The sequence below is a fragment of the Bradyrhizobium tropiciagri genome, from assembly GCF_018130545.1.
Classification (GTDB): Bacteria; Pseudomonadota; Alphaproteobacteria; order Rhizobiales; family Xanthobacteraceae; genus Bradyrhizobium; species Bradyrhizobium tropiciagri_A.
In genome coordinates this window covers 741,468-754,324 of sequence record NZ_JAFCKF010000002.1, presented here as the reverse complement: position 1 = coordinate 754,324, position 12,857 = coordinate 741,468, and the positions used below count along the sequence as shown (strand labels likewise).

Below are 12,857 nucleotides of genomic sequence, written 5' to 3'. Positions count from 1 at the left end.
CCCGGTTCGAGTCTCCAGAGAGACTAGCGCTCAATCCTTGGCGCGTTCAACGTAGGAACCGTCCTCGGTCATGACGACGATGCGTGTTCCGGTGGAAACATGCGGCGGCACGCCGGTGCGGATGCCGTTGGAGAGCATCGCGGGCTTGTAGGACGACGAGGCGGTCTGGCCCTTGGTGACGGGCTCGGTCTCGACCACTTCCAGCGTCACGCGCTGCGGCAGCTGAATCGCGACCGGGTTGCCGTCGTGCATCGACAGCTTCACGGTCATGTTCTCCTGCAGATACGGCGCAGACGAGCCGACGATCTCCTTGGAGACCTGGACCTGGTCGTAATTGTCGTTGTTCATGAAGTGGAAGCCGTCGGCATCCTCGTAGAGGTAGTTGTAGTTGTGGTCCTCGACGGTGGCCTTCTCGACCTGGTCGGTGGTCTTGTAGCGCTCCGAGACCTTCACGCCGTCGCCGATGCGGCGCATTTCGATCTGGCTGACGGGAGTGCCCTTGCCGGGATGAATGTTTTCGGCGGAGAGGACCACATAGAGCTTGCCATCCTGCTCGATGATGTTGCCCTTGCGGATGGAACTGGCGATGACTTTCAAAGGTGTTTTCCTGAATTTGAGAACGTGAGGGGGCCAACCGGTTCGGCAGCGCCTCGGCCGTGGCGGCGATTTCGGGCCGCAACATACTCAATTATCCCTGAGATGCCAGCCTTTTGCGGCTGTTTTCGGTCGGTTGCGAACGTCTATTCTGGCGATGATCGGACCGGTTTCGCCGTCGGGATCGGGAAGGGCCGGCGAGCCTTGGCGCCGGCACCGCCGGGCCGCGCCAGATGGACAAGGCCGGCGTCTTTCGACATGAAGGGGCAGGCGCCGCTGCGCCTGTCCGGGATCGAGCATCATGTTTGCCGTCAATTCTTTCAATATCAATGGCTTGCTCCAATTTCCTAAGCGGCCATGCAGGGTGCTTCATGCCGCTTCGACGTTGCCGGAAGCGAGGCTGATATGACCGGGCTGGACCAGACTTCGCCCTGGTGGACGCCGCAGCGCTACGCCGATCGCCGGCCATTCCTGCAGGCGCGGACAGCGATCACGCGGGCACTGCGGGCCTGGTTCGAGGAGCAGGGATTTGCCGAGGTCGAGACCGCCATCCTGCAGGTCTCGCCGGGCAACGAGACCCATCTGCATGCGCCCCGCACCGAGCTCACGCAGGCCGATGGTTCACAGGCGACGCGCTATCTGCGCACTTCGCCGGAGTTCGCCTGCAAGAAGCTGCTCGCGGCCGGGGAGCCGAAGATCTACGAGTTCGCCCGGGTGTTCCGCGACCGTGAGCGCGGCGACCTGCATCTGCCCGAATTCACCATGCTGGAATGGTACCGCGCCAACGCCGGCTACGATGCCATCATGGCCGACACGATCGTCGTGATCGCCCATGCGGCGCAGGCGACCGGGATCGGGCGGTTTTCCTTCCGCGGCAGGATGGCCGATCCGTTTGCCGAGCCGGAGCTGCTGACGGTCGCCGCAGCCTTCGAGCGCTTCGCCGGCATCGACCTGCTGGCGACGATTTCGGGCGGCGAGGGCGATCGCGCGGCGTTGGCGTCGGCGGCGCGCGAGCGGGTACGGATCGCCGACGACGACACCTGGTCGGATATCTTCAGCAAGGTGCTGGTCGAGCATGTCGAGCCCAATCTGGGACAGTGCCGCCTGACCGTGCTGTTCGAATACCCGTCGCCGGAAGCCGCGCTGGCGCGCACCAAAGCGGGCGAGTCACGGGTCGCCGAACGCTTCGAGGTCTATGCCTGCGGCGTCGAGCTCGCCAACGGCTTTGGTGAGTTGACCGATGCCGTCGAGCAGCGCCATCGTTTCACCGCCGCGATGGACGAGAAGGCTCGCCGTTACGGCGAGCGCTATCCGCTCGACGACGATTTCCTTGCCGCGGTCGGCCGGATGCCGGAGGCGAGCGGCGTCGCGCTCGGCTTCGACCGGCTGGTGATGCTGGCGAGCGGCGCGCCGCGAATTGATCAGGTGGTCTGGACACCGCCGGCAGGAGAGACATGAACAGGATCGATCCCAAACTGGCGGCGACGTTGCGACAGCCGCGCGAGCTGGTCGATGCCGGCCTCGCCCCGGCGTCCGCGCTCGCCGACCTCGAACAGGTGGCGGCGCGCTACGCGGTCGCGGTGACGCCGGAGCTCGCCGCACTGATCGATCCGGACGACGCCAACGACCCGATCGCGCGGCAGTTCATCCCGAGTGCGGACGAGCTCGTGGAGCAACCGGGCGAGAACGCCGATCCGATCGGCGACGATGCGCATTCGCCGGTCGCGGGCATCGTGCACCGCTATCCTGATCGGGTGTTGTTCAAGCTGGTCCATGTCTGCGCGGTCTATTGCCGGTTTTGTTTCCGGCGCGAAATGGTCGGGCCGGGAAAGGCCTCGGCCCTGTCCGACGACGCCTACCGTGCGGCGCTGGACTACATCCGCAGCCATCCGGAGATCTGGGAAGTCATCCTGACCGGCGGCGATCCCCTGATGCTGTCGCCGCGCAGGCTGACCGAGATCATGGCCGACCTCGCCGGCATCGATCATGTGAAGATCATCCGCATCCACACCCGTGTCCCGATCGCCGATCCCGGCCGCATCAATGCCGAGATGATTGCGGCCCTGCGGGTGGAGGGCGCGACGACCTGGATTGCGATCCATGCCAACCATCCGCGTGAACTCGGCGCCAATGCGCGCGCCGCCTGCGCGCGGCTTGCCGACGCCGGCGTCCCCCTGGTCAGCCAGTCGGTCTTGCTGCGCGGCGTCAATGACGATGCCGCGACGCTCGAGGCGCTGATGCGCGCCTTCGTCGAGTGCCGGATCAAGCCCTATTACCTGCATCACGGCGATCTGGCGCCCGGCACCGCGCATCTGCGCACCACGATCGAAGCCGGGCAGGAGTTGATGCGGACGTTGCGCGGGCGCGTCTCCGGACTGTGTCAACCGGACTATGTCCTCGACATCCCCGGCGGCCACGGCAAGGCGCCGATCGGCCCGGCCTATTTGTCGCAGCCGGATTCCCGCGAATGTGAAGATTCCCTGGAACGGCGGTACCGTGTCGTCGATTATTGCGGTGACGTTCATCTTTATCCGCCGCAATCGTGAAACGGCGATGGGCGGGGCCGGGGACGGACGGCGGGAGCCGCCCGAGGACGAGGGCAGCCGCGGCATCGAAAATGCTGTGATGTTCGGCTTCTTTGCGGTGCTGGTTGCCGCGGGCAATCTGGCTCCTTGGCATGATGGCCGATATACGGAAGGTTCAGGATTGCGCAGCGCAGGGACGACGCAACTGTGCTACCGTCGAGCTGCCGGAACGGGCGCGATAGGGTTGAGAAGCGGAGACGCGAGATGCGGAAGACAGTTTTGTTGATGGCTCTGATGATGGCTGCGGTCGGAGCGCCCCAGCTTGGAACGTCCCTGGCCTGGGCGCAGCAACAGGGCGGATCGTCCTCCATGCAGAAGGGGTCGGGGGTGCCGGAAGCGCCGATCGGACATCGTCAGCCGCGCCGGGGCGACGTCAGCAACGAGAAGAATATCAGCGATCCGAACAGCCAGGCCAACAAGGAAGACGCCGCGCTCGACAAGAAGATCAAGAGCATCTGTCGCGGCTGTTAAGCTGCGCAGTACGCCGGCGGAGCGCGACAGCCGCCCCGCCGGCAATGCTCAATCCGTTCGGCCGCGTCAGGCCGAACGCTCCTGCAAGCCGTCAGGCCGCACGCGGCGCCTTGCGTCGACAGCGTCGGCCAGCTGCTTCAACACGTCAGCCGTCGTATCGAGGTCGATGCAGCCATCGGTGATGCTCTGGCCGTAGGTCAGAGGTTTGCCCGGCTCGACGTCCTGGCGTCCCGCAACCAGATTGCTTTCGATCATTACGCCGACGATGCGCTGTTCGCCGCTTGCGACTTGCTGCGCAATGTCGGCGGCCACCAGCGGCTGGTTCTCCGGCTTCTTGCTGCTGTTGGCGTGGCTGGTGTCGATCATCAGCCGCGCTGCGACACCGGCGCGGCCGAGTTCGGCAGCGGCGGCATCGACGCTCGCGGCATCATAGTTCGGCATCCGGCCGCCGCGCAGGATGACGTGGCAATCCTCGTTGCCGCTGGTTGCGGCGATCGCCGAACGGCCGCCCTTGGTGACCGCCATGAAGTGATGCGGGTGCGAGGCCGACTTCACCGCGTCGGCCGCGATCCGCACGCCACCGTCGGTGCTGTTCTTGAAGCCGACCGGGCAGGACAGGCCGGACGCCAGCTCGCGATGGATCTGGCTTTCGGTGGTGCGCGCGCCGATCGCGGCCCAGGACACGAGATCCGCAATGTATTGCGGCGTCGTCATGTCGAGGAATTCGGTGCCGGCCGGCAGACCGAGATTGTTCACGGCCGACAGCACATTGCGGGCGAGCCGCAGGCCCTTGTTGATGTCGAAGCTGCCGTCGAGGCCGGGATCGTTGATCAGCCCCTTCCAGCCGACGGTGGTGCGCGGCTTCTCGAAATAGACCCGCATCACGATCTCGAGGCGGTCGGCGAGCTGCTCGCGCAGGCCGGCGAGGCGCTCGGCGTAATCGACGGCCGCCGCGGGATCGTGAATGGAGCAGGGGCCGACGACGACCAGCAGGCGGTCATCGGTGCCGTTGAGGATGGCATGGATGGCGTTGCGGGCGCCCATCACGACGCGGGTCGCCGTCAGGGTGCGCGGGACCTCCCGCATCACCTCTTCGGGCGTACTCAGCTCTTTCAGTTCCTTGATGCGAAGATCGTCTGTCGTACTCAACACGGCTGGCTCCTTTGGATTTTTGGGACCTGCCGGCAACAAAAAAGCCGCCAGGTCTGGCGGCTTGTTTTGGACGTTTGCTGCAATTCTTCAGATTGAGCGCGATCCTCCTGCCGCCAGCGAGCTGTCGTAGCTAAAGTACCAAAAATAGCTGGTGGCAGTGGTGATCATGGGGCGGCTCTATAGCGCAGGGATTTGGGGCTGTCACCCCCCAAATGCAAGCCCCCTGCGGTTCGCCGTCAGGTGTTGCGCGCCGCCAACGCCATGCCGATCAGCGTCGCGCCGCCGAACATCAGGTTGAGGCCGACCAGGAGGCCGATCGCCCAGCCCGCCGACTCCGGCAGGCCGGCGATGATGAAGAAGGCGACCACGATGTCCATCAGGCCTGCGATCAAGAGCCAGGACCAGCGTCCCGACAATTCGCGGCGATGCTCGAGCGCGTACATGACGGTGGCGACGCCCTCGGCGACGAAATAGGCGCCGATGACGATGGTCAGCGTCAGCACGCCCTGCATCGGACGAGCCAGCAGCACCATGCCGGCCAGCACGGCGAGCGCGGCTGATATCAGCGACCACCAGAAGCCCGGCATGTTGCGCGCCCAGAACGTCACGATCAGCCCGCCGATGCCCGAGATCAGGAACATCCAGCCGAGGAAGATGGTGACGGCGAGGCTTGCGAAGGTCGGCACGATCATCGCCGCGATGCCGAGCACCACGAGCAGGATGCCCTCGAACAGGAACGCCTTCCAGTGCGCCTTGACGGCAGCCTGCATCTCCGATCGCAGTCTGTCGAGGTTGTTGGGCAGGGTCATCGCGGCACTCCCGATCTGCGAGCGTAAAGTCTGCGCGTGCAGCGTATCCTAGCTCTGGCTTGGCGCGGACGGAAAGCCCTCCGCGGCGGTGCGCATCCGGTTGCGGCCGAGGAAGTAGACGGCGGTGGTCGCGATCAGGAGCGCGAGGCCAATCAGGATCGAGGTGAAGCCGATCGGCACCAGGATGAACGACGCATTGCGCTCGGGATTGACGTACCAGTGATGCAGCGAGGTGAGCAGGAAGGAGACGCCGGCAAAGCCGGTGCCGCCGCCGATCAGTAGCAGCGCCCACATCCGCCGCAGTTGGCTGAGCCGCTCGCGCGCGACGTCGGTGCGCGGCGCGTGATGCTTGCCGAGGCGGCGCACCAGGCGGATCGCAAAGCCGATCGAGGAGAAGCCGACCAGCACGCTGGCCGAACCGAGCAGCAGCCGCGTGGTCGAGCCGAGATCGGGCATGCGCTGCAGCACGAGCAGCGGGAAATCGAACGCCGCGTGCAGCAGGACCGGCGCGACCAGCACCAGCGTCCAGTTCGTGATCCGCGCCCAGTCGCGGTGACCCCGATAGGCACCGAGCGCGCCGCCGGAGCGCGCGATCGCCAGGTAGGCGCCGGCGATGATCCCGAGCGAGCCATGGAACGGCACGGTGAGCACGCTGCGCAACGCCGCGAGCGCGCGCCACATGTCCTTGTGCTGGACCAGATAGGCGAGGTTTTCATAGGCGGCGAAGCCGAGTCCGGCGGCCGCGCCATAGACCACCGTATCCATCGGATCGGCGAAGGCGCGGCGGCGCGTCGAGATGACGACGATGACGAGAACCTTGACGATCTCCTCCGGCGCCGCGACGCCGAACAGCGCGCGCACCGCTTGCGTCGCCCAGGGATCGTCGGGAATGGCGAGCAGCGCGTTGAAGGGAATTCGCGCCAGCCCGAGCAGCGAGATGCTGGCCGCACCGAGCACGAAGGCCAGCCACACCTGCACCGGCGGTCCCGGGCGCTCGTCGGCTGCGATGACGAGCCACAACACCAGCAGTGCGGGGGCAATGGCGGCGGCGCCAATGACCGTTGGAAGCGACTCAAACAACAACATGAGCCGGACGGGCCCCTTCAAAGGCATCAAAGCGATGCGTACCCAAGAAATGGCAGCAAGTTCAGCGGATTGCAAATCGTGCGGTGAGGAGAATAGGTTCGGCCGAGGCGGTTCTCGTGTCCAATATGCCACGGTACCCGCGAAAGCGTGCCGGAAGCCCGTTGTTGCGGGCCTCGTCAGAGCCGGAGCGGGCTGCAAGCTATCTGTCCCGGGTCAGGTTCCTGAAGGCCCAACGCACCATCAAGGCTCCAAGCGGCATTCCCCGCGCAGAGCTTCAACGTCCCGATGGGGTGGCGACCTCTGAATGAAGCGATCCGTCGTCACCGCGAGCGCGGGTGCTTTGCAAGACCCGACAGCCGCAAGTTTCGGCACCGAGCCGCTTGCGTTAGGCTATAATGCCGCAGGCAAAGCGACTGATCCGGTAAAAGCCAAAGATGCCTTCGATTGATTCTGCTGTGATCGTTCTTGCCGTGATCGCTCTGTTTGCGGCTTTTGTGAACGGTGCGTTGGGTTACGGGTTTTCCTCGCTCACCGTGCCGGTCGCGCTTGTCTTCTATACCAACCGCGTCCTCAACCCTGCGGTTGTCATCGTCGAAGTCTTCGTCAACCTATATGTTCTGTGCATCAATCTGAGCGGCGTGCCGGCGGTTTGGCGGCGCGTGCTGCCGATCCTGATCGGCCTGGTGCCGGGCATCGCGATCGGCGCCTTTACGCTGACATCGCTGCTGCCCGGCTGGACCAAATTCGCCACCTACTCGATCATTCTGCCGTTGATCCTGCTGCAGGCGGCCGGATGGCGACGGCCGATCCAGTCGAAATGGCTGGTCGGTTTGCCGTTTGGAACGACGCTCGGCGTCCTGTACTCGGTCACGACCATCTCGGGACCGCCGCTGGCGATCCTGTTCAACAATCAGGGCCTCGTCAAAGACGAGTTCCGGGCCGGACTCGCGTTGGTTCGGGTGACGGAGTCCAGTCTCACGGCGATCGCGTACTACAAGCTCGGTTTGTTCATCGAAGAGAGCCGGAGTATTTTGTTCGTGCTGGTTCCCTGCGTCGTCGTCGGCATCCCGCTCGGGGCCTGGCTGATCCGGCGGCTGGATGCCGAGACGTTTCGCCGGATCTGCATGAGCTTCGATGCCTGGGTCGTGGGCTTCGGCCTGTCGCGCGTATTGATGGAACTGAAGCTGATCGACAGCCCGTGGGCCTACAGCGTGATGGCCGGCACGATCCTGATCGACGTCTGCCTGTTGTACGTCTTCTTCACTGCGCGGCGAGGCAGCGCGCAGAACTCGCACGCTCTGGCTTCGCTGCGATCCGGCAACCGGCGCGGTCCGAGCTGACGGCGCGCTAACCTGCCAGCAGGCGCCTGCAGGTTTCGACAAACACTTTGGCTCCCGTGACGATGTCGGCGTCGGCGGTGTTCTCGCTCCAGTGATGGCTGATGCCACCGATCGACGGCACGAACAGCATCGCCGCCGGCATGATGGTGGCTAGCACCTGGGCGTCATGGCCGGCGCTGCTCGGCATCCGGATGGATTTGCCGCCGGCGCAAGTTGCGCTCGCGGCCTCGATCGCATCCTGGAAGGCGGGCGTCATCATTGCGGGCACGCCGGTGCGGATGCGTTCGACCTTCACGCTGCAACGCCCCTGCGCGGTGACCTCGGCCGCCATGCGCTGCAGATGCTGCTCGAGACGTGCGATCACCTCGGGATTGTCGTCGCGGATCTGGAACAGCATCTCGGCGGCACCCGGGATGACGCTCGGTGCACCCGGATCCAGCGTGATGCGGCCGGTGGTCCACACTGTGCGCGGGCCGCACAGGGCAGGGAGGCTATCGTCGATCGCGACACAGAACCGCGCCAGCGCAAGTCCCGCATCCTTGCGCACCGCCATCCGCGTGGTGCCGGCATGGTTCTGCGCGCCGGTGAACGTGATGCGATACTGCCAGATGCCGACGATCGAGGTGACGATACCGATCTTGAGCCCGCTGCTCTCCAACGTGTCACCCTGTTCGATATGCGCCTCGAGATAGCCGATATGGCGACGAGCTTCGGCGTTGAGGCGCGGGCGTCCAGCGAAGCCCGCATCCTGCAACGCCTGTCGCATGGTGCGATCGCTGGAGCGGTCGCGCGCCGCATCGATGTCGGCTTCGGTGACGGCGCCGGCAAAGGAGCGGCTGCCGAGGAAACTGCCGAAATGTCCTTCCTCATCGCACCACGAGGCGACCTCGACCGCGCCGTGAATCTCCGGATCGGTATTGATGACGCGCGCGGCTTCGAGCGCGTAGATCACGCCGAGCGGGCCATCAAGCCAGCCCGCATGGTTCTGGCTCTCCAGATGCGAGCCGGCGAGCAGTTTCGGTCCCGCCTTTGCGCTCGTGCCGAGCACATTGCCGATGCCGTCGATCGTTGCGGTGAGATCCGCGTCGGGCAGGCGGGCGGCCAGCCAGTCGAGCGAGCGCAGATGCGGCTCTGAGAAGGTCGGCTTGTGCACGCCGGACTTGTAGGCGCCGATCGCACGCAGCGTGTTGAGATCGGCGAGCACGCGCTTGCCGTCGAAGCGATCGTTGGTGCCTGGCATGAGGGGACTCCGGATTAGCGTCTTGATTACGTGTTGGCGCCGCAATCCCGTCTTGATGCCGTCGCGGTTGGATGCGACGGAACAATCAGGGTGAACGATTTCTTAGCGGTTCTGCTCTTAGCTCGTAGTACGAATAGCGTGTGAGTGTGATCATGTCTGCATTCCGGAACTGGGCCCGCAAGGCCGCCGTGTTGTTTCTTCCGATCGCGCTTGGCGCCTGCGCGCAAGTTGCGCAGCAATACAGCATGAGCGCGCCGCCACCGGGAACAGGGCCGCTGGCCTGGGACGGTGCCGGACAAGACCCCAATCAGCCGCAGCCGCGCCGCCATGCGCACAACGCGTCACCTGCGGTGCCGGGGACGCAGCTGTCGGATGCGGATGCCGATGAGCGGCTCGCGCGCAAGCTCGTGATCTGCAGCACCTGCATCAAGCAGAAGCCGGCGGTGGCGGCGGCGCAGCCGACCAACCGTCAGGACGTCGCCAGCAATCACTAGCGGCCGGCGCTGCGCGTGCTGCTGCCGTCCGGCCTGTAGGCCTTAGTTAGGCCACGAAGTCGGTTGATGCGCAGGCCCATGTCGTTCCGAAGACTCATCGTTCCCGCCGTCGTCGTCGCGCTTGCCGCCGTCATCCTGATTCATGTCGGTGGCTCGCGGGCCCATGCCCATGTGCCGCTGCATTGCGGCTTCTGGACCTCGATCGAGGCCGGATTGTCCTGCAGATAACCCCTCCGGCGGGCGACCGGGGGCCAATCCGCGAAAAGCGCGTCTCGACGCTTGCCCGCCCGGCCAATCGCCACTATACGTTCGCCCGTCGCGGCCCCTGAGGGCTGCGGCCGATTCCGGCGCTTCTCACGTCTAACGTATTGATCTGCCGAGAGTTTTGCTCCCTTCGTCTATCGGTTAGGACGCCACCCTTTCACGGTGGAGAGAGCGGTTCGATTCCGCTAGGGAGCGCCATAGCGCGGCAAACCGAAATTCCCGCCAATGCAATGGCCGTCCTTGGGCGGGCCGCCTTGTCCTGCCTTCTGACGGTGTGAACAACGCCGCAATCACTGCAATCCGCCGTGATTTCGCAACCCTTTGGTAAGCCACCGGCGCTAGGCGTGTGCCGGGGATGATGTGATGGCTTTAGGGTCCAAGAAGCGCGAAACGCGCAAATCGCTGCGGCAATCCGGCTGGATCACGCTCGACGGCGGATTCGCGGCGCGGCCATGCGTGGTCGAGGACATTTCCTCGTCGGGCGCAAAGATCACCGTCCAGGACAACAACACGCTGCCGGCCAAGCTGCGGCTGGCGTTTTCGCGCGACGCCCGCACCGGGCGCGCCTGCGAGGTGGTCTGGCGCGAAGGCAAGACGTTCGGCGTCAAGTTCGTGCGCTAGCCTCATCAGGCTGCGCGGGATAAAAGGCGGGATGCGCAAAACCTGCCTCGTCATCGCCGCTGTCCTGCTTCCCGCTGTTGCGTTCGCGCAGCAGGGCGACCGCCGCAATTTCCAGACGCCGCCCGATGCCGGGAAAATCTTGCCGTCGAAATCCGCGACGCGGAGCAATCCGTGCGCGTCGTATGGACCGGGCTTCGTCAAGGTCGAGGGCAGCGACACCTGCGTGAAGCTTGGCGGCGGCATCAGTGTCGGTGCAGGGATGTCGAGCGGCCGCTGAACGGACTGCCGGCGGCGCTCACGACATCGGCGGCGCGACGATCTGCACAAAAGCCGGCCGCTGCGCGATCTCGCCGAACCAGCGTTCGAGATGGGGCAGCCTGGGCTTGGTGACGCCCTCGACACCAAACCAGCGCCGCGCAAAGGCGCCGAGCGCGAGGTCGGCGATGGTGAACTGATCGCCCTCGATGAAGCGGCGGGTTGCGAGCTGCGCCTCGGCGACGCGCCACACCACGCCCTCGGCATCGGCGGCCTGCTGGATCTGGACCATGTCGCGCTTGTCCGGCGGCGTACGCACTAGCCCCCAGAACACCGGGCGGTCGACCGGCTGCAGCGTCGACAGCGTCCAGTCGAGCCAGCGGTCGACTGCGGCGCGCGCCCTCGGCGGCTGCGGATAGATCGGCGCGTGCTGGCCATAGGCCATGCAGAGATAGCGCATCACCGAATTGGATTCCCACAGCACATAGTCGCCGTCGACCAGCGTCGGGACGCGGCCGTTCGGATTCATCGCGAGATAATCGGGCTGATCGTTCTTGCCGAACTGCATGCCGGCATCGATGCGATGATAGGGCAGCTCGAGCTCGGCGAGACACCAGAGCACCTTCTGAACATTGACCGAATTGGCTCGGCCCCAGATCGTCAGTTGCGGCTTGCTATCCATGTCGCGATTCTTCCCGCTGTTGTGCTTTGCGCGCTTCTTAGCCGAAACGTCAGCGGAAAGCGCGGGATGAATCGTACCGAGAGCAAAAAAGAGGCTCCGCCGCATTGCGGCAGAGCCTTGTCGATTTACACGCATCAAAACGTAGTCAGCGACCGAACAACAACCACAGCACAATGATCACCGGGATCGGCACGCCCAACAGCCAAAGCAAAATCCCTTTTCCCATCTCCGTTGCCTCCTCGCATTCCTCTTGTGGGGAGGCAACGTCAACGGTCGTGTCACGTTCCTAACGATCGTCCCGCGCATCGCTGCGGCATAGCGCATAGGAACGAAGCGCGCGGGCGCGGCGTTTACCAGTGACCGGTATTGGGCATCGATGCCCACGGTTCGGCCGGTGCCTTCGGATCTCCCTTTTGCAGGATTTCGATCGAGTGCAGGTCGGGCGAACGCACGAATGCCATGTTGCCGTCGCGCGGTGGACGATTGATGGTGACGCCCATCTTCATCAGCTTCTCACAGGTCGCGTAGATGTCGTCGACCTCATAGGCGAGGTGGCCGAAATGGCGATCCTCGCCGTATTTCTCCTCGTCCCAATTATAGGTCAGTTCGACCAGCGGCGCGCCGCGGGTTTGCGGCAGCGATTTGAGCAGGTGAAGGTCTTCCTCCGCGCAGAGAAACACCAGCGTGAAGCGGCCCTTGTCATTGTCGATGCGGCGCACTTCCTTCAGCCCCAGCGCGTCCTGATAGAATTTCATCGCGACGTCGAGATTGCGGACGCGCAGCATGGTGTGCAGATAGCGCATTTTTTATCCTCCTGAGAAACGTTCAGAGATTCTTGTTGGGGCGGGGGGTGGTTCGCCGCGGAAACTAGCAGCAAATCGAACCGAGGGGCAGCGATAAGGTGCGGCCTTGCTCTGCTGCCGTTCGCGCTTTCCGGCGCTTCATGATCGCGATTGCGTGAAGGTTTGATCGCGCAGGACTCTCGTCAAGTCGATGGACGTTGGCGCGCCAATCTGCGTGGGCGATGTTTCGGATCGCGCTGGCGATGAACCAGATGACGAGCGCAAACTGCTCCCCGATTGGTGCGGCATCTAAAGCTTTATGCGCCGCCGCAAACAGGGCGCATGCGGCGCGAGACAAGAGAAAGCCCCGCCCGGGCAATTCCGGGACAGGGCTTTCGTGGTCGAGCCTTGGAGGCTGGTACCTCTATCTCATCGAATGGCCATCACGGCCAATCAAGGACGCGCGAGGTTGGACGTCCTCT

Annotated in this window: 16 protein-coding genes and 1 tRNA gene; 10 read left to right on the top strand and 7 right to left on the bottom strand. The window is 64.6% G+C overall.

Annotated features, from left to right (window positions below):
- Positions 1 to 30: 30 nt before the first annotated feature.
- Complete coding sequence (gene efp, locus JQ616_RS10200; RefSeq protein WP_092125602.1) at positions 31 to 597, bottom strand: elongation factor P; 567 nt, start codon at positions 595 to 597, stop codon at positions 31 to 33.
- A gap of 402 nt (positions 598 to 999) precedes the next feature.
- On the opposite strand from efp, the gene epmA reads away from it, so the two are divergent.
- From epmA to JQ616_RS10185, 3 genes are all read left to right on the top strand, one after another.
- Entirely contained in the window at positions 1,000 to 2,052 is a 1,053-nt protein-coding gene (gene epmA / locus JQ616_RS10195) for an EF-P lysine aminoacylase EpmA (protein WP_212014066.1), read from the top strand.
- The gene (locus JQ616_RS10190) at positions 2,049 to 3,140 is read left to right on the top strand and encodes a lysine-2,3-aminomutase-like protein (RefSeq protein ID WP_212014065.1); all 1,092 of its coding nucleotides are present in this window, start codon (positions 2,049 to 2,051) and stop codon (positions 3,138 to 3,140) included. Before epmA ends, JQ616_RS10190 begins: the two co-directional genes overlap by 4 nt.
- A gap of 243 nt (positions 3,141 to 3,383) precedes the next feature.
- The gene (locus JQ616_RS10185) at positions 3,384 to 3,650 is read left to right on the top strand and encodes a hypothetical protein (protein WP_249136609.1); all 267 of its coding nucleotides are present in this window, start codon (positions 3,384 to 3,386) and stop codon (positions 3,648 to 3,650) included.
- Positions 3,651 to 3,716: 66 nt separating this feature from the next.
- Here JQ616_RS10185 and JQ616_RS10180 read toward each other — a convergent pair whose 3' ends face one another.
- The 3 genes from JQ616_RS10180 to JQ616_RS10170 form a co-directional block, all read right to left on the bottom strand.
- The gene (locus tag JQ616_RS10180; RefSeq protein ID WP_212014064.1) at positions 3,717 to 4,802 is read right to left on the bottom strand and encodes a 3-deoxy-7-phosphoheptulonate synthase; all 1,086 of its coding nucleotides are present in this window, start codon (positions 4,800 to 4,802) and stop codon (positions 3,717 to 3,719) included.
- A 236-nt stretch (positions 4,803 to 5,038) separates the two neighbouring features.
- Entirely contained in the window at positions 5,039 to 5,611 is a 573-nt protein-coding gene (locus JQ616_RS10175) for an HdeD family acid-resistance protein (RefSeq protein ID WP_212014063.1), read from the bottom strand.
- A 48-nt stretch (positions 5,612 to 5,659) separates the two neighbouring features.
- Entirely contained in the window at positions 5,660 to 6,697 is a 1,038-nt protein-coding gene (locus JQ616_RS10170; RefSeq protein ID WP_212014062.1) for a PrsW family glutamic-type intramembrane protease, read from the bottom strand.
- 304 nt (positions 6,698 to 7,001) lie between these two features.
- Between JQ616_RS10170 and JQ616_RS10165 the strand changes: the two genes are divergently transcribed.
- Positions 7,002 to 7,145 carry a hypothetical protein gene (locus tag JQ616_RS10165; protein WP_212014061.1) on the top strand — a complete coding sequence of 48 codons (144 nt, stop codon included), beginning with the start codon at positions 7,002 to 7,004 and terminating at the stop codon, positions 7,143 to 7,145.
- Positions 7,132 to 8,037 (top strand): sulfite exporter TauE/SafE family protein, encoded by a 906-nt coding sequence (locus JQ616_RS10160; protein ID WP_212014059.1) that lies wholly within the window; start codon positions 7,132 to 7,134, stop codon positions 8,035 to 8,037. The genes JQ616_RS10165 and JQ616_RS10160 overlap by 14 nt, the downstream gene beginning before the upstream one ends.
- A gap of 7 nt (positions 8,038 to 8,044) precedes the next feature.
- Here JQ616_RS10160 and JQ616_RS10155 read toward each other — a convergent pair whose 3' ends face one another.
- Positions 8,045 to 9,277, bottom strand: coding sequence for a Zn-dependent hydrolase (locus JQ616_RS10155; protein ID WP_212014057.1), 1,233 nt, complete (start codon positions 9,275 to 9,277; stop codon positions 8,045 to 8,047).
- A 152-nt stretch (positions 9,278 to 9,429) separates the two neighbouring features.
- On the opposite strand from JQ616_RS10155, the gene JQ616_RS10150 reads away from it, so the two are divergent.
- The 5 genes from JQ616_RS10150 (at position 9,430) to JQ616_RS10130 (ending at position 10,933) form a co-directional block, all read left to right on the top strand.
- Positions 9,430 to 9,771, top strand: a complete 342-nt coding sequence (locus JQ616_RS10150; protein ID WP_212014054.1) for a hypothetical protein — start codon at positions 9,430 to 9,432, stop codon at positions 9,769 to 9,771.
- Positions 9,772 to 9,849: 78 nt separating this feature from the next.
- Positions 9,850 to 9,999 (top strand): hypothetical protein, encoded by a 150-nt coding sequence (locus JQ616_RS10145; RefSeq protein WP_212014052.1) that lies wholly within the window; start codon positions 9,850 to 9,852, stop codon positions 9,997 to 9,999.
- Positions 10,000 to 10,158: 159 nt separating this feature from the next.
- A tRNA-Glu gene (locus JQ616_RS10140) sits at positions 10,159 to 10,233 on the top strand.
- Between the two features lie 165 nt (positions 10,234 to 10,398).
- Entirely contained in the window at positions 10,399 to 10,656 is a 258-nt protein-coding gene (locus tag JQ616_RS10135) for a PilZ domain-containing protein (RefSeq protein ID WP_163159771.1), read from the top strand.
- Positions 10,657 to 10,687: 31 nt separating this feature from the next.
- On the top strand, positions 10,688 to 10,933 hold the full coding sequence (locus JQ616_RS10130) for a hypothetical protein (RefSeq protein ID WP_212014050.1): 246 nt from the start codon (positions 10,688 to 10,690) through the stop codon (positions 10,931 to 10,933).
- Positions 10,934 to 10,951: 18 nt separating this feature from the next.
- Here the strand turns inward: JQ616_RS10130 and JQ616_RS10125 are convergent, their stop codons facing one another.
- A complete protein-coding gene (locus JQ616_RS10125) occupies positions 10,952 to 11,593 on the bottom strand; it encodes a glutathione S-transferase family protein (RefSeq protein WP_212014048.1) in 642 nt (213 codons plus the stop codon).
- Positions 11,594 to 11,943: 350 nt separating this feature from the next.
- Positions 11,944 to 12,396, bottom strand: a complete 453-nt coding sequence (locus tag JQ616_RS10120) for a VOC family protein (RefSeq protein WP_050420326.1) — start codon at positions 12,394 to 12,396, stop codon at positions 11,944 to 11,946.
- Between the last annotated feature and the right edge of the window lie 461 nt (positions 12,397 to 12,857).